Origin of the sequence: Luteolibacter sp. SL250 (genome assembly GCF_026625605.1) — a bacterium.
Lineage (GTDB): Bacteria > Verrucomicrobiota > Verrucomicrobiia > Verrucomicrobiales > Akkermansiaceae > Luteolibacter.
Window position 1 is genome coordinate 398,601 of record NZ_CP113054.1, and the last position, 24,139, is coordinate 422,739.

The window sequence follows — 24,139 nt, forward strand, 5'->3', positions numbered from 1 at the left end:
TTCCCCCGACAATGCCCGGACCCGAAGCCAAAGCTGCTGTGGCGTCAAAAGCCCCGATCTTTCCGATCGCCTGCTGGGCGATGGGGATCGTTGGCTTCAGCCAGCTTGTCATCGCAGGCATGTCCCTGGCAGAACGGCTGGAGGCATCCAAGCAGGTCCGTATTGTCGAAAAAGAGGTGACGAAGATCGTCCCCGTGGAGGTTCCGGCAAAACGCCCGGACCGGCAGGATGAAGCCTCCATCGTCGCCCGTCCACCGGTCGCCCCGGCCCCGCCGCCTCCGGTCGTGCCCGCACCGGAGCCGACCCCCATCGCCGCGCCGGCAATCGCGGATCCGCTGTCGGAACGGCTGGTGAAGGAGGCGCGGAAGGCTCGCGTCGCAGGTGACATCATGGCCGCCATCACCAAGCTGGATGAGGCCCTGAAACAATCACCCGACGATCCGAGCGTGCACTACGAGCTGGGCCTCATGCACGAAACCATGGGCACCTACTACAAGGCGTCCGCCCACTACGAGAGGGTTTTCCAGATGGGTGTGTCCGGTGCCGGTGCGCTCTACGAACTGGCGGCGGCGAAACTGCGCGATGGCTTCGAACAACCGGGCGACGCCCTGGGCAAACTCGCCCTCGGCCGCGTCCGTATCTTCAAGGACACCCGCGTGGAGAAAGGCGAGCGCGTGATCCTCACCATCCCCGTCCAGAAAGGTCCGGATGCGGCGATCGACCCGGCGGAAATTTCCGTCGAGGTGGAGTTCTTCAACCGCAACTCGAAGGGGGAGATCATGAAAGCGATCGACTCCCCCGCGATGGAGTCGAGCAAGGATGAATGGCCGTCGATGCCCATCGACTTCGCCGGCGGCGAGGAACCGCTGCGGGTGACCTACGCCATCCAGCCCCAGGAGGGCGCCACGGGGCACCTTTTCGGCCAGGAGAAATACTACGGCCAGATCGTCTCCCTCTTCTACAAAGGGGAGATCCTCGACGTGCAGGCATGGCCGCGGGACCTGCTGGGGCGCGCCAAGGCCCAGCCCGCCCAGCAAATGCCGGTGCAGGAACCTTCCTTCGACCAGCTACCGCCGGACATCAACTACAACGCGCCCCTCCTCCCGACACTGGAGGTGCCTCCGATCGAGTCCCTCCCGCCACTCCCCGGCAACTGATTTCCCTGACCCGCCACCAATGGAATCCACCCATGAAGAACGCCGGCTCGGCGACTATCTGCTGATCGAACGGTTGGTGGAAACCCCCCTCATCACCACCTGGCTCGCCGAACAGGTCTCCGTAGGCCGCCGCGTGCTGGTGGATGAACTGGACCCGCAGCGCGCGTCCCGCAGCGCCGCCTTCCTGGCGGACATCCGGGCAAAGGCGGCCGTGGACCACCCCCACGTCGGGACCGTCTATGAAGCTGTCATCGAGCGGGACCTTTGCTTCTACGCCCACGAGTTCCTGCCCGGCGCCACCTTCGAAGACCGCAGGCTGGCGGAGGAAACCTTCCTCCCGGAGAAGATGGCCGTGTTCCTCCGCCGCATCGCGGAAGCGAACCTCTATCATGAGTCCCACGGCTTCGCCACGTCCCACCTGAACCTGGACTCCATCCACCTGGACGACCACAATGTCATCCGCCTGAAGAACCTGGTCATCGCCGGCGGACGGACGCCCGACCAGTCCCTGCGCGACATCCGGAAAATGGGCGAGGCGCTCCGGTCACTGGTCGCGCTGAACCAGCCGGGGACCACCCGCATCCAATCCGTACTCGGCTGGATGAGGGGGGAAGGCGTCGTGGAGCCCATCGGCTGGCAGGATGTGAAGACCTTCTGCGAACAGATCGAGGAACAGCTCACGGGTCCTCTCTCCAACATCAGCGCCCCCTACGGCAAGCAGGACATCACCAAGCGGAAGCCCATCCTGATGATCTCCATCATCACCGGAGCCGCCCTGGCCGCCATCGCGTTCATCGCTTTCAAGACCAAGCCGCCTGTCTCCAAAGCGGCGGCACGCCTCCCGCTGCCGGATCCCGTGCTGGTCCCCCAGGGAACCTATCCCACGCCGGATGGGACGGAGGAAACGCTGCGCTCCTTCCGCATCTCCGCCCATGAAACCACCATCGGCGAATACCTCGAGTTCCTCGACGCGCTGACCATCCTCGCGAAGTCGGACCGCGAAAAGCTGTTCGACCCCCAGGGGCAACCCGCGGAAAAAACCAGCCACGAGCCGGAGGACTGGGCCGCGCTGCTGGCCGCCGCAAAGGGCAATGGTACCTGGAAAGGCCGCAACGTCACCCTGCAGTCTCCCGTCGTCGGAGTCGACTGGTGGGATGCCATGACCTACGCCGAATGGAAAGGCGCCCGCCTGCCCACGCAGGAAGAATGGTTCGCCGCCCTCCGCAAGTCCGTCCCCAAGCCCTCCGCACTGCCCATCGGCAACTGGCTCTCCGCCGTCACCGACAAGACACCCGACCGCACCCCGGACGGCATCGTCGGCATGGCCGGGTCCGTCTCCGAATGGATCCTCCGCCCGGCGCCCGATCCGTCGAATCCGCTCGGTGAAAGCCTCCGCGTCATCATCGGTGGATCCTACCTGAAGCCCGCCCAGGGTGCGCTGTCCCGCGAGTGGACGGCGGACCGTTCCCTCCGCCGCCCGGACCTGGGCTTCCGCGTGGTGTACGAGCCGGACGCGCAATGATGCGGAAGGAGCCCGCATCCCATTTCACGGATGCTGCCAGGACACCCGCAGTTCCGGGAGATCCCCTTTATACTGCGGACCTAGTACGAAATGCGCCGTGGCCCACGCCGACGCCGTCGCGCAGTCCGCGGCGATCACCGTCACGGATGACGGCGGGCGGATGACGGGTTTTCCCGTCACGGGATCGATGATGTGCGTGACCAGGCCCTCCTCCGTCTCCCGGAACTGCCGGTAGTTGCCGCTGGTGGCGACCGCCTGATTTTCCAGCATCACCACGTGATCCTCCACGGACTCCGCCAACAGGGGTTTCTCGATCTCCACCTGCCACGGCCGGCCCACTGCCCGTACCTCACCGGCGAGCGCGAAGACGAAGTCCCGCATGCCCAGCTTGCCGAGATGTTCACAGACACGGTCCACGGCGAATCCCTTGCCGATGGAGGAAAGATCGACGCCTTTCCCCTGCGGGCCGAATCCCGCCGCATGCACCTCCGCGAGCAGGTGATGGTCGAAGGCGCCGCCTGACTTCCGCTTGATCCCATCCGCCAGTTCCAGCACCCGGGCCAGCTCCGGGGTCGCAGGCTCACCCCGGTTGAAGCGGGAAAGATCCGAATCCGGCCGCCACTGGCTGAGAACCTGCTCCCATTTCTCCAGGGTCGCGGAAATCTCCCGCTTCAGGACCACCGGTTCCGGGGCGTCGCCCCGCCACTCCACCGTCCAGTGGGTGCCCATCGCGGAACCACGGATGGACGCAACCTCTCCTCCGGATTTCCGGACCAGGACGACGGCGAGCATCCCGAGGACCACCAGGATGAATCCCGGCAGGACGATGGATCTCCCGGTCATCGTTTGATGATTACCAGCACGAGGGAGGCAAGGACAAGTGCCCCGGCGATGGTATCCTTCGACGTCCACCGGCCCGGTGCGTGGGTCAGGAACTTGAACATCGCACCCGTCGGGCAGCCGTAGTGGCAGTATGCCTGTGGCAGGAAGAACGCGCCGATGATGCCGATGGTGAAGATCGCTGCAGGGATGAAGGCGACGAATCCGCTGCTCCACGTCTCGAATGGCTCGAAGTAAGCGAAGGGAATGCCACTGCCAAGGAACGCAAGGACCCAGATGACGCCGAGCGTGAGCCAGGGCACCCGCTCCATGACGGCATGGACTTTCTTCGGCAACGGGAAACGCTTCTTGATCACCTGCCCGGCGAGGGACTGCGCGGCGCCATGGGGACAGATGCGGGCGCAATAGATGTTCTTCCCGGTGAAGGCGGGGACGACCATCGCCACCGCGGTCAGCACCAGCAGAGGCAGCGCGCCACGCAGGCTGAAACCATTCTCACCCCAGCCGACCAACTGGTCCTGGCTCACCATCCAGCCGAGCGTCACCCCGGCAGCGACGGAGATGACGGCGAAGCCGAGCCTCACCTTCGCCTTGTTGCCCCACTTCGCCAGGCCGACCACCACTCCGAGGCCGATCCATGAAAAGGCCAGCGCGCTCTTCCAGGGGAAGCCATGCCCGCCCTCCTCCGCGGCATGGCGGCGGAGCATTTCGTGGACACTCTCGATCACCGCGTAGGTGGTGACGCTGGCGCCACTGACGAAGAGGCTCTCCGACTGGTCCGGATCCTCCTCCAGCACTTCCGCCACGGTCTTTCCGGCGAAGCCGTCCGCGTACTTCATCTCCTCCCGCACATCATCGATGTACGGCACGTTGTCACGGCTGCCGAGGAATCCCACTCCCAGGATCTTCCCTCCCGCCGGGTCCAGGCAGACGATGACGTCGGAGGTGCCGTTGAAGCCGCGGGCGGAAACACCCATCCGGCTGCTGCGGAGTACGGTGCCCATCGTAGTTCCGCCCTTGGTGATGCGGGAGGCTCCGGGCTCGCGGGTCTCCGCGATGCCGTCCGCTCCTGGGAACCACTTGGCGACCTGGTCCAGCTTCAGCGGTTCCGGGAACCATTCGTCCATGCCCTCCGCACCGAAGCGCGCCGCGATGCCGCGGGCGATGGCCTCGCTGGTGATGGTCGCTCCGGAGACCACACGCGGTTTCTCCAGCTTGCCGAGGGTGGACTCGGCCCTGCCGGTCCATTGCTCCCAGAATGGCAGGTCATCCCGGACCATCTTCACGTGGCCCGCGGTGTCCGCGCTGTTGAGGAAACGCACCGCCTTCACCGCGCGGTTGGCATCGAAGATGACGAGGACCTCACTGGGGCCGGAATAGCCCTGGATCTTCGCTCCTTGGGGAAAATTCGAGGTGGCCCATCCGATGGGGGTCTCACCGTTGGCATCCAGCAGGGGATACATCCCTTCGCTCGGGTCCCCGATGGAAGCCGTGTTCGGAAAAACGGACTTCGCCTCCGTGAGGAGGCGGTCCGTATCAAGGGAAGGTCCGGCCTTCGGCAGCGCCCGCAGACATGCGAGCGCCGCCAGAATGATGCCGAGCCGGTAGCAGGCGATCGCCCACTTTTTCAGCCGCCGCCTGCCCTCAGAGGGTAGGCGCTTTGGCTTTGTCGTCGAGGGACTTGCGCAGCTCATCGATGTTCTCCACGCGTTCCTTGCCTGGCTTCTTCCAGAGCGTCTTCACTTCATCGAGGTGCTTGGTGTAGATGTCGCGTGGCATGCAGTCACGGGCCGTGGCCAGGGCGGCGGCGCGACCGACGGTCACACCCATCATGCCGATGGTCTTCATCACGCGGATGGTGCCGAGAGCCTCACGGCCCACACTGATGTTCCGTCCAGCCATGAACAGGTTCGGCACGTTGCGGGAGTAGAGCGTGCGGTATGGGATCGGGTAGCCGACGTTCTTGTCCACGCCCTTGCCGTGAACGGCGCGGGAGATGAACGGATGGCCGGGAATCGAGTCCTTGTACTTGTCGACCGGATAGTGAAGGTCGATCGACCAGGTGGTCAGCACGGTCGCGTCGTTGAACTCCTTCTTGCCGACGATGTCTTCTCCGGAGAGGACGACGTCGCCGAGGATCTGAACGGTTTCACGGGTACCACCGACATAGGCGAGCCAGGTGAGGGCGGCGTTCTCGTGTTTCTTCGGGTCACGGTCCGCATAGGCACCGTGGTTCTTGATGGAGTTCCAGGCGCTGAACGAGGCGAGCAGGTTCAGGTCGCGGATTTTTTCAAGGTCGTTGATCGGGTGGTCGTCATAGCCACTTTCCCAGAACCACTCCGCGTGGCCGAAGCCGTGGCGGATGCGGGGATACGGGAAGTTGTCGGCGGTGAACTTCACCATCCAGGGTTGCTCGGGGAATTTCACCGGTTCAGCCTGGTTTTCCCACATCCACATGTTGCTCATGCCCATGCGGCCTTTTTCAGCCATCTCGGTGTCCGCTTTCGACCACAGGCCGATGAAGCCGTGACCGGTGCAGTCCGCGAAGAGGCGGCCGTTGACGCGCTTGATCTTGCCGGCTTCGACATCGACGGCTTTGACGGAGGCGATCTTGCCGTCCTTCATGTCCAGCCCGTAGGCGTGGTGGCCGAGGAAAAGGGTGATGTTCTTCTCCGCTTTCACAGCGTCCATCTTCTTGTCATCGACGAACTCCTTCGCCGGGGCGGGAGAGGCGGATGCCTTGTCCTCGAACTCCTTGATGATGTCGGAAAGCGCGTACTCGCTCGGCGGATAGTTGCCCATCGCCCAGACCCGGATCTCGGAAGATCCGTTGCCGCCGAGAACCTTGCGGTTCTGGATGAGCGCGACCTTCGCACCCATGCGGGCGGCGGAAATCGCAGCGCCGAGGCCGCCGTAGCCACCGCCGACAACCACGAGGTCGTAGTTTTCCGTGTCCTCGATCGCGCTTGGCACGCCCGGGATCTTCCACGCGGTGCGCTCCTCGAAGGTGGCGTCACCCGGAGGATTGAAGGATTCGTCGCTGCTGAAAAGAACGGCGTCCGCGCGGCCGTCGAAGCCGGTGAGGTCCTTGAGGCCGACCTTCACCTTGCCCGCCTTCAGGTCAACCTTGCCCGCTGGCTGCCAGGTCCACTTGGTGTCGTCCTTGCCCAGCTCCGCGACGAGCGGCTTGCCGTCGATGGAGACCTGGAAGCGTCCGGCGCTGTCCTTCTGGCCGAGACGCTTGGTCCAGTCGATGGTGCGGACCCAGACACGATAGTTGCCCGCTTCCTTCACCTCGACTTCGGTGTTCGCATCCGCCACCGGTTTGCCAAGGCCGTGGGCGATCAGGTAAGGTGAGCCCATGGTCTCAATGAACTGGGTATCAACGCCCCAACCGCCCTTGTCGGCGAATTGTTCCGCTTCAACGAGGAAAGTTCCGGCGTGCAGCGGCAACGCGGCGGAAAGACATAAGGGTAAAAGAAATTTCATGTGTTGTCTGTGGGCTTGGTTCAGGAGCGTGGTGATACTCCACGTGGAGTGGTAGTTTTTCAAAAAAATATGGCAGGGAAAGCCGAATCATCGGCGAGTGGAAACTAAGGCCGATTATCCAACCGGAAGACCTGGCCGCTGGTATGCGGCAGGCCCTCATGGAGGAAATGGACGAATCCGGCCACCGCCCGGACCGTATTGAAACGGCCCAGACAGTGTGCGCCCAGTATTTCGTGACGCCGCCTTGGTGTGACTCCACCGGTCATCTTCGTCTCCAGAAATCCGGGGAGGATGGCATTCACCCGCACATTCGTCCCCCCGTGGGTTCGCGCCAAGGACTCGGTGAGGCCGAGCAACGCCGCCTTCCCGGTGGCATAGGCTGCCTGTCCAGCCGGAGGATGGATGGCGGAATTGCTGGAGATGAAGACGACGTGCCCTTCCTTCCGATTTCTCATCCCGGGGATCACGGCTGCAGCGGCGGCGGCGGCCCCGGCAAAGTTCACCTCCAGCGAGCGGTCCCAATCTTCCGGGGACGTCCGTGCCAGCAAAGCGTCCGAGATCTCGCCCGCACAACACACCAGCAGATCGACCGGAGCGGACCCGCAATAGGCCGCCACCTTCTCCCGGTCACAAACATCCAGGACGTCACGACCGGGTGCGTCAACCTGCCAGCCTTCCTCCCGGAACACGGCTGCGATCTCCTTTCCAAGATCCCCCTGGCCACCTGTGATGATGATTCTCCTCACCTTGGAAACGCTGCAATGATCCACACCGGGCGGCAAGCACCACGATATTCCCAGCATTCCGTTCAAAGGATGTGGATAACCTACGAATGTCTGCGAAAAGGGACTTTGCCAGCCCGGCTCCGGATGCCTTTTTCCCGGGCGGTGCAGGTTGTTGCCCACGTTATTCTTTCCGTGGAACGTGCATCACTGCAATGGGGAACAGCCATTTCCGGAGGTTGTTCACACGATGAAGAAGAAGATCTTATGAGGTCAAAAATGAAGAATTCATCAGAAAGAGCAGGCAAGGGGGCTCAAGGAAGGTAGGGCGCACACTTCACTTTCAGGATTCTGATGAGCTCCTGGTCCATGTAGTCGTAGTTGTCCGGGATATTGAGCACGGCAACCCGCTTGCCCTTCAGGGAGGCCCCGTGGTGCCGCGCCAGCCGGTTGCGGTGGGTGGACTCCATGACAAGGATGACGTCCGCCCAGGCGAGCTGTTCGGGGCTGAGGGGGACGATGGCATCATGATTCAACCCGGCGGAGTCCGCTTCGATGCCCGGTGTGTCCGCAAAGATGGTCTCCGCGGTGGGGCTGCGGAGTTTGTTCTGGGAGCAGATGAAGAGGAGTTTTCTGGCAGGCATGGGGGAAATGCGGAAAGCGGCGGTTCCCCGGAAGGAGCCGCCGCTGGTTGAATCTGACAATCCGTTCCGGGATCAGAGAAGCATCAGAGCGGGTTGCTCGAGCAGCTTCTTGACCTGGGAGAGGAACTCCGCGCCAACGGCGCCATCGACCACGCGGTGGTCGCAGGAGAGACCGATGTTCATACGGAGACCGGGGACGATCTGGCCGCCTTTGACGACGGGTTTTTCGATGGCCGCTCCGACGGAGAGGATGGCCGCCTGTGGTGGGTTGACGATCGCGTCGAAGGATTCGATGCCCCAGGCACCCAGGTTGGAGACGGTGATGGTGCCGCCGTCGAACTCATCCGGCTTGAGCTTCTTGTCCTTCGCGCGTTTGGCGAAGTCCTTGACGGCCTGGGAAATGGCGAGCAGGGACTGGGTTTCCGCCTTCTTGATGACCGGGGTGACCAGACCGTCCTCGACGGCGATGGCGACGGAGAGTCCGACGTGCTTGAACTTCACGATGTGGTCACCGGCGAAGGAGGCGTTGATCGCTGGCACCGCTTCCGCCGCGCGGATGGTGGCGAGAAGGATGAAGTCGTTGACGGAGAACTTGTTGCCGTGGGTCTTTTCCGCCTGGTCGTTGACCTGCTTGCGGAGCGACATGAGCGGGGCCGCGTCCACTTCCAGATGGAGGTAGAAGTGGGGGATGGTGACCTTCGAGGTGAGCAGGCGGGAAGCGATGACTTTCCGCATGCTGGAGAGTTCGATGCGTTCGTCGCCTTCCTTCGCGGTGGGCAGGATGGCCTGGGCGGCTGGAGCGGCTGCCGCAGCAGGTGCCGACGCCTTGCCCTTTGCGGAGGCGGCCAGCGCGGCGGCGGCGGAGGCGTCGCTGGAGGGCTTCTTCGCAGGTGAGGAGGAGGCATTCTCGACGTCCTTTTTCACGATCCGGCCGGCTGGGCCGCTGCCGGTGACGTTGCCGAGATCGACATTGAGGTCCGCTGCGATCTTGCGGGCGAGAGGGGATGCCTTGATGCGCTCACCGTCTTCACGTGGAGCCGCGGCGGGAGCCGGGGTGCTGGCAGCGGCAGGTGCGGTTTCCCCTGCCTTCGGTTCGGCTGCTTTGGTTTCCGCGGCCGGCGCAGGCGCGCTGCCTCCACCTTCGCCGCCGAGCACGGCGAGAACGGAACCGATGGTTGCCTTGTCACCTTCCTGCACGCGGATCTCCGTGAGCACGCCTTCGTCGAAGGCTTCCATCTCCATCGTGGCCTTGTCCGTTTCGACTTCCGCGAGGATGTCGCCGATCTCGACGTTATCGCCGACTTTTTTGTGCCATTTGATAAGGGTGCCCTCGGTCATGGTGTCCGAGAGTTTTGGCATTTCGATGTTCACTGACATGGCTTGGATGAAAATGGGGTCGAGGTGAAGATGGGAGAATGACGGGGGTTTTCCAGCCTTTTCAGGCCATGAGGGGAAAGAAAAAGCGCGGGGCTTTGGATGGCCGCCGCGCTTTGGAAATGGGTTCTGGTCAGGTGTCTCAGGGAGCCAGTGGCTTCATGGAAGGAACGAGGCCCATGTGGGGGCTGCCGGTTCCGCCCTGGACGGTGGCCATCTTGAGGAACTTGTCATGGGAGGTGCCGCAGCAGCCCTTCTTCGGGCAGTAGAAGCGCACGCAGGAACCGCACTTCACCTTGACCTTCTTGGTCACGGTTTTGTAGCGGGGAACCTTCTTCTCGACGGTCTCGGTCATGCCACCTTTGGCACCGGGAGTGTGGACTTGCTCGGTGACGATGTCATAGCCGCAGGTTTTCACTTTTTTGGTGACCGTGCGGTAGTCGGCGGTCTGGGCGCCGAACATGGAGCAGCAGGAGGAGAAGCCGAGGGAAACGGCGACGAGGGAGACGAGGAGCAGCAGGTTTTTCATGACGGGTTCGAGTTTTTGTTGGAAATCAGAAGAGGCAGCAGCAGGAGCTGAGGGCGACCGCCACGGCGGCAAGTGCGAGATGGACGGCAATGCGTTTCATAATGATGGAAATGCTAGAAGCGGAGTGGGTCTTGGCAATGAAAAAGCACCTCGGGCACCCGTGAATCTAACCGGTTGTGACCTTTGTCACCACTCCTTTTTCAACCGTGAAGTTGAGGCGCTCCGGCCGGTAGTCGCGGGTGACGGGAAAGTCCTCGCCGTCCTTTCTAACAACACGGCAGGGGAGGTCCGCTTCCTTGGCCTTCGCTTCGGCCGCTTCAAGGGTCAGCCCGACGAAGGAATCCGGCGTGGGAACCGCATCGGAAGGCTGCTTTCCGGCGGCATCCGGCGGTGGGGGATCCGGAGCGTTCTTCGGCTGGCAGGCGGCGGTGAGCAGGGCAAGGGGCAGGAGGAGGGACGCTTTCATAACTCCTAAATTCGGACGGACGGCTCGGGGTGCAAGGATTTTCAGGCGGGCGGGGAGGTGACCGACCGCAGCCAGCCGGCGAAGGATTCCTCGGTGTGGTCGCCGGCGGCGAGGGCGAGAAAGTGGGGATACTTCTCCTCTTCCCCGACAAGGAAGAAGACGCCATTCAGGTTCAGGAAGAGTTCGCAGGCGATGGCAGCGGTCCGCTTGTTGCCGTCGAGGAAAGGATGATTCTTGGCAAGACCGTGGGCGTAGCTGGCAGCGAGCTGGCAAAAATCTGGCGGTGGATCTCCGTAGCACCAAAGTTGCTGGGGCCGTGCGACGGCGGAGAGAAACAACCCTTCGTCTCGGATTCCCGGCAGCCCACCGTGCTCGGCGAGCTGCCGCTGATGGACGAGGCGCAGGGTTGTCTCGGCCACCCACTCAGGTTCTGGAGCGCTCATGGAGTTCACTGGGCAAGCTTTCTGAGCATGTTCCGGTTCTCACGCATGATCCGCTCCGCCACTTCCATCTGGCGGGCGACGGTCTCATCGAAAGGAGTCAGAAGGAGGCCATCGGGGGTCTCCGTAAGAGTAATGCTGTCGCCCTTGCTCACCCGGAGCTTTTCCAAAACCTCCTTGGGAAGGATGATTCCAGCCGAGTTTCCGATGGTTGTAATCTTCAGGGTCGCATTCATTTTGGTAAGTTATAACCCATGTTCCAACGGAATCAAGACGCTAAAAAAACCCGGCACACGGGAAGCGCGCCGGGTTTTTGAAGTTCTGGGACTTCCGTCAAACGGATCAGCCGAGGGCCAGCACCTTCTCCACGATCCGGCGTGGGTTCGGAAGCTGCTCATTCTCAATGTGCGGCGAGTAGATCGCAGGCGCGTCGATGGTGGTGACACGCTTGACCGGCGCGTCGAGGTAGTCGAAGGCGTGCTCCTGGATGAGGTGGGAAACCATCGCGGAGACACCGCCGAAGCCTTTCGATTCATCCACGAGGACGACGCGGTTGGTCTTCTTGACAGTCTTCAGGATGGCATCCTGATCGAGCGGTCGGATCGAGCGGAGGTCGAGAACCTCGGCGTTGATGTTGTGCTTTTCCTTGAGGATCTCCGCGGCGGCGAGCGCCTGGATCACGGAGCGGCCGTGGGCGATGAGCGAGACATCCGAGCCTTCGCGCTTGATGTCGGCCAGACCGAGCGGCACGACGAAGTCACCGTCGGCGGGGTCCGGCACGGAACCGGTGGTGCCATAGAGAAGGGTGTTCTCCATGACATAGACCGGGTCGTTGTCACGGATGGCCGCCTTGATCAGACCTTTCGCATCGGCGGGGGTTGCGGGAGCGCAGACCTTCAGACCGGGGAATGCGGCGAAAAGGCCTTCCGGAATGTGGGAGTGCGTGGCACCCACCCCGGTGCCGCCGTTGGCAGGGCCGCGGACCACGATGGGGCAGTTGGCGAGGCCGCCGGACATATAGCGGACACAGGCGGCATTGTTGACGAGCTGGTCGAAGGCCACGGAGTGGAAGGACCAGAACATCAGCTCCATGACCGGACGGACGCCCAGCATGGAAGCACCGATGCCCATGCCGATGAAGCCGGCTTCGGAGATGGGGGTGTCGACGATGCGCTTGTCGCCCCACTTTTTCCAGAGGCCCTCGGTGACCTTGTAGGCGCCGTTGTATTGGGCGACTTCCTCGCCCATCAGGACGACGTTCTCATCGCGGGCGAGTTCCTCATCGAGACCTTCGCGGAGCGCTTCACGGTAGGTAAGAATACGTGACATGTAAGTGGAAATTGGGAGGTGTGAAGGTGGATGGGGAAATCAGTCGTTGAAGAAGTGGCGGCCGATCTTGGAAGCCTCGGTGTTGTTGTCACTTTCCCAATAGATGTCCGTCATGATGTCCGCGACGGTCGGCGGTGGGGATTCCTCGGCGAACTTCACCGCGTCGGCGGCTTCCGCCTGGGCGGCCTTGTTGATCTCGTCGGCCTTCTCCTCGGTGAGGACTCCTTCGTCGATCAGGCGCTTGCGGAAGAGGTTGATCGGATCGTGGTTCTGCTTGTAGTTTTCGATCTCCTCCGGAGTGCGGTATTTCTTGGCGTTGGCGTCGGCGACGCTGTGGCCGTAATAGCGGTAGGTGTCGATCTCCAGCAGCGTGGGGCGGCTCTCGTTGTGCGCGCGTTCCAGGGCGATCTGGGTTTTGGCGCGGACCTCATAGACGTCGGAGCCGTTGATGACATCCCACTCCATGTCATAGCCTTCCGCCCGTTGGGCGAGGCAACCCTTGTAGGCGGAGGACCGCTTCTGGGAGGTGCCCATCGAGTAGCCGTTGTTTTCGATGACGAAGATGACGGGAATGTCGAAAAGGGAAGCGATGTTGAGGGATTCGTGGAAGGCACCCTGGTTGACGGCGCCGTCGCCAAGGTAGCAGAGGCAGGCACCCTTCCTGCCGAGATACTTCACCCCGTAGGCGAGGCCGAGGCCGAGCGGGGTCTGACCGCCGACGATGCCGTGGCCGCCCCAGTAGTTCTTGTCCGGAGCGAAGTAGTGCATCGAGCCACCCTTGCCCTTGGAGCAACCGGTCTGCTTGCCGTAGTTCTCCGCCATGCACTCGTTCATGTTCATACCGGAGGCGAGGCCGTGGCCGTGGTTGCGGTAGGCGGTGATGACGTGGTCGTCCTTGCCGCAGAGGGAGATGGTGCCGACAGCGACCGACTCCTGGCCGATGTAGAGGTGGAGGAAGCCACCCATCTTACCCGCGTTGTAATACTTCAGCGATGCCTGTTCGAACCGGCGGATGCGGACCATCTGGGTGAAGAGACCGATCTTTTCCTCCGCAGTGAGGTTCTTGTTGATCGCGGCAGTTGAGAAATCAAGAGGGGTCGAGGTGGCGCTGGACATGGACTGGCGTTTGGAAGGTAGGGACTTAGAAAGCGGGGCAGTAACGGGCAAGACTTATCTCGCGGCGATTTGGGATGGGGCTTTGGCGGTGCCAGGAAGGGAAAGGCGGGCGAGGAGGAAGAGGCCGGTGAAGAGCGTGTTCGCGACGATGAGATTGCGGAGGAAAACCCAGGTCGGGCCGAGACCCACCGGACCGGTCCACTGGGCCTGGACGAATCCGGCGGCGTCCTTTGTGTAGAGCGGGTCGGTCAGGAAGGAGACCAGATTGGTCAGGAAGTAGAAGATGACAGCGGAGGCGACGGCACCGGTGAGCACCGGTGTGGCGGCGGGCTTCGGACGAACCACCATGGCGATGCTGATGGTTGCGGCGATCCCCAGGGCGATGGCGGCATGGTGCCAGCCAAAAACCGGATAGCCTTGGAGGGCACTGGTAACCGGGTCGGTCAGCACCCAGACGATGCCTGGCACCAACCAACGTTGCTTCCCGTCGAGGAAAATGAAGCTGCAGAGGAACAGTGCCAGCAGCGGTTGGAGATTCGGGAGGGTGGTGGGAAAGGCGCTGCCCAGCACGCGGAAGACAGCCAGCAAGGCGATCAGGATGAGGACGGGGACCCAGCGGTTCATGCGGCGACGATGGAGGATTTCCCGGTAGTGGGCGAGGGGAAAATCCTTTGTTTGGAAGGATTCGTCGGCTCTATGTTCCACGTGGAACATCACCAGATCCGTGCTTGAGGTGGGGAGTTCCATGGCTAAACTGCGCCCCCGGCCGATGTTCAGATACCCGAAAACCTATGATGTGATTGTGATTGGTGCCGGCCATGCCGGGGTGGAGGCTGCCTTGGCTGCCGCCCGTCTCGGTTGCCAGGTGGCGGTGCTGACGCAAAATCTGGACACCGTCGGGCAGATGTCCTGCAACCCCGCGATCGGAGGCCTGGCGAAGGGACACATGGTCCGGGAGATCGACGCCCTCGGCGGTGCGATGGGTCTGAATACGGACGCGACCGCCATCCAGTGGCGGATGCTCAACGCATCGAAAGGTCCATCGGTCCGGGCTCCTCGTGCCCAGTGCGACAAGAAAGCCTACCAGTTCCGGATGAAGCGGGAGCTGGAAGGCATGCCCGGAGTGGATCTTCACCAAGGCAACGTCGCCGATCTGCTGGTAGAGAACGACCACATCACAGGTGTGATGACGTCCCTCGGCATGGAGCTGGTGGGGAAATCTGTCATCCTCAGTGCCGGAACTTTCATGCGTGGCCTCATGCACGTTGGCCTGCGGAATGAGAAAGGGGGTAGGATGGGGGATGCCACCTCCACTGTATCCGATTCCCTGAAGCGCCTCGGCTTCCAGGTGGAGCGGTTCAAGACCGGCACTCCTTGCCGCCTGAATGGCCGATCACTCGACTTCTCCAAGTGCGAGCGTCAGGAAGGGGACAGCCCGGTGCCGAAGTTCAGCTACATCGCAGACACCCTGCTAAGGCAGGACGATGACCTGTTCACGCTGAATCCTTGGTGTGATCCGACGTTCCACGTGGAACAAATGCCCTGCTGGATCACCTACACCAACCCCGCCACCCACGACATCATCCGGGAAAATCTCGACCAGTCGCCCATGTATTGTGGCGTGATCGAGGGAGTTGGGCCGCGATATTGCCCCTCCATCGAGGACAAGGTGGTCCGTTTTGCCGAAAAGGAACGCCATCAGGTGTTCCTTGAACCGGAGGGGCGACACACCTTGGAGTATTACGTGAACGGGGTTTCGACCTCCTTGCCCTATGAAGTGCAGCTCGCTTTCCTGCGGACCATTCCCGGTCTGGAGAAGTGCGAGATCCTCCGCCCGGGCTATGCGGTGGAATATGATTACTGCCCGCCCACCCAGTTGCTGCCCACCCTTGAGACAAAGCAGGTGGAGGGCCTCTACTTCGCGGGTCAGATCAACGGCACCTCCGGCTACGAGGAGGCAGCAGGGCAGGGGCTGATCGCCGGGGCAAATGCCGCCCTCAAGGTGCTGGGTCGCCCGGATTTCGTGCTCGGTCGGGACGAAGCCTACCTGGGTGTGATGGTGGACGATCTGGTGACCCGTGGCTGCACGGAGCCCTACCGCATGTTCACCAGCCGCGCCGAATACCGCTTGCTCCTCCGTCAGGACAACGCGGATCTCCGGCTTACGCCGAAGGCGGCTGAGCTCGGCCTTGTGGCAGGGGAGCGGGTTCGGCGGATCAGGGAGAAGGAGGCGGATCTCGCCCGGGCGGAAACCTGGGTGCGGCAGACCTCCCATGAAGGGGTCAAACTGGACCTGTGGCTGCGCCGCAACGAGAACCAGTGGGAATCGCTGCCGGAATCCCTCCTCGGAGAGTTCCACGTGGAACTTTGGCCGCTGATCGAGACGAATTTCAAGTATGAGGGGCACCTCGAACGCCAGCAGGCTCAGATCAACCGCATGTCACGGCAGGAGAACCGGAGGCTTCCCGGAGATCTTGACTACGGTTCGATCCGTGGTTTGAAGAAGGAGGCGCAGCTCCGCTTCTCGGAGATCAAGCCCTTGACCATCGGCCAGGCAGCGCGCATTCCGGGCATCACTCCGGCGGACATCGCCATGCTGGTCGTCTGGCTGGAGAAGCTGGAACGGGAAAGGTAGGAGGGTGGACATTGCGGCAGAGCCGCTATGTCCGCTTCTTCCCTGAAAACTTCTTCTCTTCATCCCACCCACTCCGCAGGCAGACGCACAGGCTTTCCTTCCGGCATCTGCACGAGGGCCAGCGACTGCCGGGCAGTGACCAGGGTGGTGCCATCGCTTTCCCGGATCATTTCAAACTGGCACCAGAAGCGCGCCTTTGAAATTTCCGCCACAGCACCGCGGATGGTCAGCCAGTCACCCAGCTTCGCCGGACGGCGGTAGTCGATCTCTGTTCGCGTGACCACAGGGAAAAGCTGGGTTTCCGACATGCTCCGCAGATCCATGCCCATGCCCGCGGCCAGCCGGGTGCGGCAGGTCTCGATCATCCGCAGGTAGGCGATGTTGTGGACCACGCCTCCGCAGTCCGTGTCGAAAAACATCACCTCCTCGCGGGTTTCCATCGTCGGGAATGAAATCGGCATGGCGGAATCCATGCCGCAAAGGGAGCCGTTTGCCAAGGGATCGTCGTCGGGATTGCAATGTTCGCTTGAGCTTCGTCGTAGGAGTGGCCAGTCTGGTTTGAAAAATGGCTGCGTGGGGAATCAGATGCGGAAGTTGGATCATCGCCGGAGTGCTGGCGGTGGGGGACATGGCCGCCGCAGCGGGACACTTTGAAGTGCCGAAGGAAGGGCCGGTGGCGTTCCGCCGGGACCGTCTGCCCATTGAGGTGGATTTGATGACCAACCTTTCATCGGACCTGGTGGCGTTGAGCCATGCGCAGCGGCGTGAGAACGCGGCGGACCGGAGGATCGTCGCCCAGATGTTGGCACTCGCCCTGGCATTGAACCCGGCCAGTGCCGAGGCCCGTACTGCTTTGGCTGCGGCGGCCAAAGGAGCACCGGGAGGGAAGGCGGGGAAACGTGAGCTGCAACGAAGCCGCGAAGAGATCTGGGGTGTGCTCAAGTGGTTGGGATCCCCTGAGGCCGGACCGGATGGCCAAGCTCTCGCCGCCTGTCTGGGAGATGTCATTTCCATGGCGGATCCCAGCCATCCGGATGCAGCATCGTTGCTGGAAAAAGGGGAGAAAGGCGCCTGGACGCCCTGGGTAGCGGACCTGAAAGCTTTTGATCGAGTGCAACCTGCTGACAAAGAGGTTGTTGTGGATAGCATGCCGATGCCGGAGGGTGGGAATCCGCAGGCAAAGGAGACACCGCTGCCACAGACCACGCTCCAGTTGGAATCCGCCACCATTTTCACTCCACTCTGGGAGCTGGACAAGGATACCGGCGACGAACAGCTCAAGCTGACCTCCGTGGCAATGAAGGCGTCCATCCTGCCTTCGCCTCCACCGGAGGCTCCCGTCGTAAAGCCGATGACCTTCACCATCGATTTCACGCTGGAGAACACGCAGGTCAACCGGATGAACCGGGCCCTGCATGCGGTGCTTGTGAAGCGGCATGGCGCCCTGCCTGCCGGCTCCCAGGTCACCTTGAATCTGGGGGAGGAGAACTCCTACCTCCCGGTCCGTAACCGCGATGCGCTTTCGGGTGCGGCGGCTGTGTTGCTGGATGCCGCCCTTTCCGGGAAGGCACCTGCTGGCATTGTGATCGGGAGGCTGGATGCGGATGGCTCGTTCAAATCGCCACCGGATGTGTGGGACCGGCTGCGTGCGTTGTCCGGTGGTCCCGGCGGACGGCTGGTGATCCCGGCGGATGCCGCCGAACTCTTGCCTTGGATCCTGGCATTGGAGAATCCGGAGTTTTTCCTGAGGTACGATGTCCTGTTGGCGTCCAACCATCAGGAGCTGGTCGAGCGGTCCGCTGCGGCAACCGCCAGCCCGCTTACGGAAATCCTGGCCCGTTTCCAGGAGGTCAGGAGCAAGGGCGCGACATTGCCGATCGGCCAGTACGTTACCAACCGCTTCGTGAGGCAGAGGCTGGCGGAGTTGTCAGCGGAAGCTCCGTATTTCGCTTCTCCGAAGCTGCTGGCCATCCAGGGTGCCGGTGAGCGCCCGACCCGGATCTCGCGGAAGATTCTCGCCTTCGAGCTGCGCAGCGCCATGCAGCCATTGGCCTGGCTGCGGGGGAAGGCCGCTGCGGACATCGATCTTGCCAAGCTCGACAAGAATTACGACTCCGCCCGGGCGCAGGTGGACAGCTTGGAGAAATACTCGGAGGACCGGGACCTGTTGGCGTCGGTCCGGGAAATGACCACCACTCTCCGGACGTTTTCCCGCGCACAACGGCTCAGCCTCAGCCGGGAGCGGGAAGCCGCTGCCGCAGCGGAAGCGTTCGTTGAGATGAGGGAGTCCCTCAACGCCACCTTGGATGAACTGAATGCCGTGATCGGTGAGGTGCCGGAGACCGATGCCGGGGAGGATGCCCAGTGAGTCGTCACAGGTAGGATTCCCGGAAGATGATGGGAGATAAGATGTCCGTTTTTCCTGAGTTTTCGCGGACTTGATCTCGTATGGCTGAATCGTTAGCCTGCGGCTGATCGTGAAAAGACGGGGGATTTCATGTGCCACGCGGGCATGTCTCGTGGTGATGGCCGCAGGAATGATCGTATCGTGCGACAGCCCGAAGAAGAAGGCGTTGCGCGGTTTGAGCCGTGCCGGCATCGAGCCGACGGGACGCTCCTTGGTGGAGGCCGTGGAAGCGCGGAATGGCCCTCTCGTCGATTCACTGTTGCTCGCGGAGGTCGACACGGAGCGCAAGGATACGCAGGGCCGCACCCCGCTCCGGCTCAGTGTGGATGCGGATGACCGCGCGACCGCGCTCAGGCTGGTGGACGGAGGCGCGAATGTGGACTCCCGTGCGACGGATGGCTCCAGCGTCCTGGGTGCCGCCGTCCGGCGGATGGATGTCGCTTTCATCCGCAGGCTGCTGGAGCGCGGGGCCAGCCCCGACGCGACCATGCCCGGTGGTGAGGAGATCCTGCCATGGGCCATCCGGGAGGGGAGTGCGGAGCTGGTGGAGCTGCTGATGGCGGCGGCCCCGGATCCACACATGACCGACCGCGAGGGGAATCCTCTGCTCCACGTGGCCATGCAAGCGGACCGCCGCGACCTGATGGAGGCCATCATCAAGCTGGGCGCGGACCCCGGGCAGAAGAACGCCCGTGGTGAATCCACCCTCCACACCGCGATCCGGAACGGATGGCTGGAGACGGTGCCTTCATTGGTGAAAGCCGGAGCGGACCCGAACCTGCCGGGGCCATCCGGCCATTCTCCGCTCGCCCAGGCGGTGATGGACGCGGATCTGGGGATGATGGGTCTGCTGTTGGGCACCGGAGCGGATCCGAATTTCCGCCACCCGGTCGGGGAGGATGGGACACTTTCAAAGACGCCGCTGGAGCTTGCCTTCGCCCATCAGGACCGCCGCGTCTTCCAGATGTTCCTGGACCGGAAGGTGAAGCTCGAGCAATCCAGGATCGACCTCTGGCTGGCGGACGCGCTGGAGGCGAAGGACATGGGCATGGTGCGGCTGCTGCTGCGCGGCGGCGCCCGGCCGAACCTGCATGGGAGCGACGGCTGGCTGCCCATCGAGCGGGCCGTGCTGGCGCGTGAGGGCAGCATGGTGAAGCTGCTTTCGGACTATGGCAGTCCGGCGGGCCGTTCACTTCACCTCGCGGCGGCGGTGGGGGACAGGCTGATGATCGACCTGCTGCTGCACCTGGGCATGAACCCGGATGTGGTGCATCCGCCCTTCCTGGACCGCCCGCTTTCCGTGGCCATCCGCCACCGCCATGACGCGGCGGCGGCCGCATTGGTCCGGGGCGATGCGAAGATCCGTTTCCGCATGCCGGAAGGCCAGACGCCGCTGCACCTGGCGGTCGCTCTCGGCTGCCCCGTTACGGTGAAGGCGCTGGTCGGACATGGAGCGGACCCGAACGAGACTTTCGAGGTTCCCGCACAACGGGAGTTCGTCCGCCAGGTGCGGCCGGGCATCGCCCGCTGGGCGTTGCGCCTGGACCGGAACGTCACCCCGCTCATGATCGCGGCGGACTCCGGGAACACGGCGGTGGCCCGCCATCTCATCAACGCCGGGGCGAAGAAGAACACCTGGTCCCGCGTGTCCAGCTTGTGGCCCATCAACTTCGCCTCGCGGCGCGGGGATGTGAAGATGATGCGCCTGATCCTCGGTCGCGACCCGCACAAGGAGGACCGCCACATCGTGGTCAACCTGAAGGAACAGAAAGCCAGCGTCTATGACGCGGAGGGGAATGAGATCTTCACCACGAAGGTCTCCACCGGCCGCAAGGGCTACGCGACGCCGACCGGTGAGTACGTCATCACCAACAAGCACCGCGCCTGGACCTCCACCATCTACCACGCCAGCATGCCGTATTTCCAGCGGCTGAGTTGCAGTGATTTCGGCCTCCATGCCGGGGTGGTGCCGGGTTACCCGGCATCGCACGGCTGCATCCGCGTGCCTGCGGGAAATGCGGCCAAGCTGTTCGCCATGACGGAGGCCGGTGACCGTGTGATGATCGTGCCGTAACGGCGGGATGACTTGGCGCTTGGCCCGCGGATGGACGCGGCGCATCCTCATGGCATTGAACGCGCGCGTGCTCATCGACGGACCTTCGGAGCTGGTCTTCGACTATGGCATCCCCGCCGGGATGAATGTCCGGCCGGGCTGCCGCGTGCGTGTCCCCCTGCGCCGGAAGTCCGCCGCGGGCACCGTCCTCTCCGTCGGGGAGGCGGACGGCCAGGCCGACTTCGCCCTGCGGGAGCTGGAGGCGCTGGTGGAGCCGGAGCCGCTCATCACCCCCGTGCTGCTGGAGACCGGGCGGTGGATCGCGGACTACTATGGATGCAGTATTGAATCCGTCGTGCGGTCCCTCCTTCCGGAGGCGGTCAGGACGGAGGAAAACTCGGCGAAGACCCGGCGCATCGCCATCCTGGCCGCGGAGCCTGACGCGGCGGCGTTGGAGAAGCTCGGAAAACGCGCGCCGCGCCAGCATGCCATCCTGTCGCTGCTCATGCACGCGGAGGGAAAACGCCTGGCGGTGGCTGATCTCGGGGATGGTTCCGCGGCGACGCTGAAGGCGCTCGAGAAAGCCGGCATGATCACCCTGGAGGCGGAGGAAGTCCGCCGTGACCCGGACGGCGACATGGTGGAGGAGATCCTGGAGTCGAAGCCGCTGCAACTGAACACGGAGCAGGCGGAGGCGCTGGAGGCCGTGTGCCGGGCGGTGGCGGAGCCGCAGGCCGCCAAGCCCATCCTGCTGCTGGGCGTCACCGGATCGGGAAAAACGGAGGTCTATCTCCAGGCGGCGCGGCACGTGCTGGATCTGGGAAAGACGGTGCTTGTCCTGGTGCCGGAGATTTCACTGACGCCTCAGACCGTGCGGCGCTTCAAGGCACGCTTCGCCGCCATGCAGGACCAGGTCGCCGTGCTGCACTCCAACCTTTCGCAGGGCGAACGCTTCGACGAATGGCACCGCATCCGCAAGGGAAAGGCGCGTATCGTCATCGGCGCGCGTTCCGCGGTGTTCGCACCGCTGCCGGACCTCGGGCTGATCCTGGTGGATGAGGAGCATGAAAATTCCTACAAGCAGGAGAACCCGCCCCGCTATCACGGCCGGGACGTCGCCGTGCTGCGCGCCCATTTCGAGCCTTGCGCCGTGGTGCTCGGTTCCGCCACCCCTTCACTGGAGTCATGGCAGAACTGCACGACCGGGAAATATGACCTCGTGAGGCTGACCCAGCGCGCGGACGGCCAGTCCATGCCGCTGGTGCGGGTCGTGGACATGCGGCTGGAGAAAGCGAAGATGAAAGGCGGACTGCCCATCCTTTCCGACAAGCTGCGCACCGCGCTGGAGCAGCGGCTGGAAAAAGGGGAACAGTCCATCCTGTTCCTGAACCGCCGCGGCTTCGCCCGCTCCCTCCAGTGCCCGAAGTGCGGCCACGTCTGCCAGTGTCCGCACTGCGCGGTCGCGTTGACCTACCACCGTACCGACGAGCGGCTCGTCTGCCACGTCTGCGGCCACCAGGCGATCGTCCCGCGCAAGTGCCCGGAATGCCATGACCCCGCCATCATCCTCCAGGGCTTCGGCACGCAGAAGGTGGAGGAGGTGCTGGCGAAGGTGTTCCCGTCCGCGAAGTTCGCGCGCATCGATGCGGACGCCATGCGGCGGAAAAACGCGCTGCGCGACACGCTGAACGCGTTCAAGGCGCACAAGATCGACATCCTCATCGGCACCCAGATGATCGCGAAGGGCCTGCATTTCCCGAACGTGACGTTGGTCGGCATCCTGAACGCGGACCTCGGCCTGCATGTGCCGGACTTCCGGGCGGGGGAGCGCACCTTCCAACTGCTCACGCAGGTAGCGGGCCGCGCCGGGCGGGGGGATCTGGCGGGAGAGGTCATCGTGCAGACCTTCACCCCGCACTCGCCGTCCATCCAGTACGCGCGGAAGCATGACTTCGACGGCTTCTCGGAACAGGAGATGGAGTTCCGCCACCAGTTCTCCTTTCCGCCGTACGCCCACTGCGCGGTACTGACCGCCCGCTCCACCCACGAACGTCGGGCGGAGTTCACCCTCCAAACCCTTCACCTGCGGCTGGCGGAGGACCTCCCCGCGGGCATGAGCCTGGGCGAAGTACTACCTTCACCGTTGATCCGCTCCCACGGCCAGTTCCGCTTCCAGATCACCCTCCGCTGCCGCCGCGCGCGCACCCTCACGCGCCACGTCCAGGCCGTCCTCGCTAGGACCACCCTGCCGGAGGACGTCATCGTCACCTTCGACATGGATGCGCTGAATTTTTCGTAAGGAGGGAGGACATTGAGGCAGAGCCGCCATGTCCGCTTCGCTCCCATTCCTGTCCTCCGGCTGCAACGGGAACCCATAGGAAAGGCATCCCGGGATAGATCCACCTGTCCCTTTATTCGCCAATGCCGCCGAGGGACAGGAGTGTCCCTCCTCCTTACTCTCCAGCTCCGGCTGTTCCCAGTAAGGAGGGTGGACACTCTTGTCCACCGGCTGGAACGGGAACACAAAGCACATGCCGGATTCAATGATCAGGCATTCTCCGCCAAAAGCCGATGCTTCTCTGGGAGTCCCCTTCAACGCGGCAGCGTCATGGAGTGCGGCAGCCCTCTGCCGCTATCAGTAGCAGGCGTGACTCCCCCCGAAATGAAGAGGTACTTCGCATCCCCCGTGGTGCCCATCATTTCTCCTTCGGTGTGGTCCTCCGCCAAAGCGGCAGAAGACTGCCGCACTCCATGACGCTGCCGCGTCCGGTGTGGATCCCATCCGTGCGACAGACCGTGGCGTGATTCAGCTCACTGGAGCGGACCTTCGGTGATCTCGAAGCACAAGTCGGTGGTGACACCTTGTTCACGGAGGCGCCTGACAACAACGGAGACGTGATGATAGCCTCTCCGTTGATAGAATTTTTCCAGCCGGGTGATAGCCTTAAAGGTATCCGTCTCGCTTTCGGGTACTCCTTTCAATCCGCTGGCCCTAATCAACATCAGGTCGCTGAATGCATGGTTGCCCGAGAAGCCCAATGGACTGCCCAGCGGCGGGGGAGTGGTAACGTTGAACCGGAGAGTCACTTCATCATCGCCTGAAGGTTCCGCTCGGATTTGGACATCATCGACCAGACCGGTGTAGAACAAACGCCGGATGTCCTCATCCACGAGATTGGCAGAGTATATGGCACCCGATTTGGCCTCAATGAACTGCCGCAGGCGACTTTCATCCACAGTCTTCGCGCCTTCATAGACGACATCCAACCGGCTGATCTTCCTACCCTCCAGATTCACCGGGGGAGCGGCGCAGGAAGCCAGAGCCGCGATGATTGGAATCAGCAGGAAGCGTGGCGGAAGCTTCATTGGAGTAGGGACGAAGCCGAGGAAGTCAGAGGTTTTTGGAGGAAGACGGC

21 protein-coding genes are annotated in these 24,139 nt (G+C 63.0%); 6 read left to right on the forward strand and 15 right to left on the reverse strand.

From position 1 onward, the window contains the following. The first annotated feature begins 11 nt into the window (after positions 1-11). Positions 12-1,157, forward strand: a complete 1,146-nt coding sequence (locus OVA24_RS01825; protein WP_267672910.1) for a tetratricopeptide repeat protein — start codon at positions 12-14, stop codon at positions 1,155-1,157. A 19-nt stretch (positions 1,158-1,176) separates the two neighbouring features. Continuing rightward, positions 1,177-2,679: an SUMF1/EgtB/PvdO family nonheme iron enzyme gene (locus tag OVA24_RS01830; RefSeq protein WP_267672912.1), complete on the forward strand. Its 1,503-nt coding sequence runs from the start codon at positions 1,177-1,179 to the stop codon at positions 2,677-2,679. 24 nt (positions 2,680-2,703) lie between these two features. On the opposite strand, the gene OVA24_RS01835 is transcribed toward OVA24_RS01830, so the two are convergent. The 13 genes from OVA24_RS01835 to OVA24_RS01895 form a co-directional block, all read right to left on the reverse strand. Next, complete coding sequence (locus tag OVA24_RS01835; RefSeq protein WP_267672914.1) at positions 2,704-3,522, reverse strand: FAD:protein FMN transferase; 819 nt, start codon at positions 3,520-3,522, stop codon at positions 2,704-2,706. Further along, the gene (locus OVA24_RS01840; protein ID WP_267672916.1) at positions 3,519-5,213 is read right to left on the reverse strand and encodes an FMN-binding protein; all 1,695 of its coding nucleotides are present in this window, start codon (positions 5,211-5,213) and stop codon (positions 3,519-3,521) included. Before OVA24_RS01840 ends, OVA24_RS01835 begins: the two co-directional genes overlap by 4 nt. After that, the gene (locus tag OVA24_RS01845; protein WP_267672918.1) at positions 5,164-7,008 is read right to left on the reverse strand and encodes an FAD-dependent oxidoreductase; all 1,845 of its coding nucleotides are present in this window, start codon (positions 7,006-7,008) and stop codon (positions 5,164-5,166) included. Before OVA24_RS01845 ends, OVA24_RS01840 begins: the two co-directional genes overlap by 50 nt. 104 nt (positions 7,009-7,112) lie before the next feature. Next, positions 7,113-7,754 carry an SDR family NAD(P)-dependent oxidoreductase gene (locus OVA24_RS01850; protein ID WP_267672919.1) on the reverse strand — a complete coding sequence of 214 codons (642 nt, stop codon included), beginning with the start codon at positions 7,752-7,754 and terminating at the stop codon, positions 7,113-7,115. Between the two features lie 290 nt (positions 7,755-8,044). Next, a complete protein-coding gene (locus tag OVA24_RS01855; RefSeq protein WP_267672921.1) occupies positions 8,045-8,374 on the reverse strand; it encodes a low molecular weight protein tyrosine phosphatase family protein in 330 nt (109 codons plus the stop codon). A gap of 72 nt (positions 8,375-8,446) precedes the next feature. After that, positions 8,447-9,751: a dihydrolipoamide acetyltransferase family protein gene (locus OVA24_RS01860; protein WP_267672923.1), complete on the reverse strand. Its 1,305-nt coding sequence runs from the start codon at positions 9,749-9,751 to the stop codon at positions 8,447-8,449. A 139-nt stretch (positions 9,752-9,890) separates the two neighbouring features. Next, positions 9,891-10,277 carry a hypothetical protein gene (locus OVA24_RS01865; protein WP_267672924.1) on the reverse strand — a complete coding sequence of 129 codons (387 nt, stop codon included), beginning with the start codon at positions 10,275-10,277 and terminating at the stop codon, positions 9,891-9,893. Positions 10,278-10,443: 166 nt separating this feature from the next. Further along, entirely contained in the window at positions 10,444-10,743 is a 300-nt protein-coding gene (locus tag OVA24_RS01870) for a hypothetical protein (protein ID WP_267672926.1), read from the reverse strand. Between the two features lie 41 nt (positions 10,744-10,784). Then, a complete protein-coding gene (locus tag OVA24_RS01875) occupies positions 10,785-11,186 on the reverse strand; it encodes a type II toxin-antitoxin system death-on-curing family toxin (protein ID WP_267672928.1) in 402 nt (133 codons plus the stop codon). A 5-nt stretch (positions 11,187-11,191) separates the two neighbouring features. Then, entirely contained in the window at positions 11,192-11,419 is a 228-nt protein-coding gene (locus tag OVA24_RS01880; RefSeq protein WP_267672930.1) for an AbrB/MazE/SpoVT family DNA-binding domain-containing protein, read from the reverse strand. A gap of 106 nt (positions 11,420-11,525) precedes the next feature. After that, a complete protein-coding gene (locus tag OVA24_RS01885) occupies positions 11,526-12,512 on the reverse strand; it encodes an alpha-ketoacid dehydrogenase subunit beta (protein WP_267672932.1) in 987 nt (328 codons plus the stop codon). A 39-nt stretch (positions 12,513-12,551) separates the two neighbouring features. Beyond that, on the reverse strand, positions 12,552-13,628 hold the full coding sequence (gene pdhA, locus OVA24_RS01890) for a pyruvate dehydrogenase (acetyl-transferring) E1 component subunit alpha (RefSeq protein WP_267672934.1): 1,077 nt from the start codon (positions 13,626-13,628) through the stop codon (positions 12,552-12,554). A gap of 54 nt (positions 13,629-13,682) precedes the next feature. Further along, a complete protein-coding gene (locus OVA24_RS01895) occupies positions 13,683-14,252 on the reverse strand; it encodes a DUF6580 family putative transport protein (protein ID WP_267672936.1) in 570 nt (189 codons plus the stop codon). Between the two features lie 121 nt (positions 14,253-14,373). Here OVA24_RS01895 and mnmG point away from each other — a divergent pair, with 121 nt between their 5' ends. Next, positions 14,374-16,263: a tRNA uridine-5-carboxymethylaminomethyl(34) synthesis enzyme MnmG gene (gene mnmG / locus OVA24_RS01900; RefSeq protein WP_324287883.1), complete on the forward strand. Its 1,890-nt coding sequence runs from the start codon at positions 14,374-14,376 to the stop codon at positions 16,261-16,263. Between the two features lie 59 nt (positions 16,264-16,322). Here mnmG and OVA24_RS01905 read toward each other — a convergent pair whose 3' ends face one another. Next, on the reverse strand, positions 16,323-16,724 hold the full coding sequence (locus OVA24_RS01905; RefSeq protein WP_267672939.1) for an acyl-CoA thioesterase: 402 nt from the start codon (positions 16,722-16,724) through the stop codon (positions 16,323-16,325). A gap of 104 nt (positions 16,725-16,828) precedes the next feature. Here OVA24_RS01905 and OVA24_RS01910 point away from each other — a divergent pair, with 104 nt between their 5' ends. From OVA24_RS01910 to priA, 3 genes are all read left to right on the forward strand, one after another. Beyond that, positions 16,829-18,631 carry a hypothetical protein gene (locus OVA24_RS01910; RefSeq protein ID WP_267672941.1) on the forward strand — a complete coding sequence of 601 codons (1,803 nt, stop codon included), beginning with the start codon at positions 16,829-16,831 and terminating at the stop codon, positions 18,629-18,631. A 169-nt stretch (positions 18,632-18,800) separates the two neighbouring features. Beyond that, positions 18,801-20,744: an ankyrin repeat domain-containing protein gene (locus OVA24_RS01915; RefSeq protein ID WP_267672942.1), complete on the forward strand. Its 1,944-nt coding sequence runs from the start codon at positions 18,801-18,803 to the stop codon at positions 20,742-20,744. Between the two features lie 49 nt (positions 20,745-20,793). After that, positions 20,794-23,022, forward strand: coding sequence for a replication restart helicase PriA (gene priA, locus OVA24_RS01920; RefSeq protein WP_267672944.1), 2,229 nt, complete (start codon positions 20,794-20,796; stop codon positions 23,020-23,022). A 512-nt stretch (positions 23,023-23,534) separates the two neighbouring features. Here the strand turns inward: priA and OVA24_RS01925 are convergent. Continuing rightward, on the reverse strand, positions 23,535-24,089 hold the full coding sequence (locus OVA24_RS01925) for a POTRA domain-containing protein (RefSeq protein WP_267672946.1): 555 nt from the start codon (positions 24,087-24,089) through the stop codon (positions 23,535-23,537). Between the last annotated feature and the right edge of the window lie 50 nt (positions 24,090-24,139).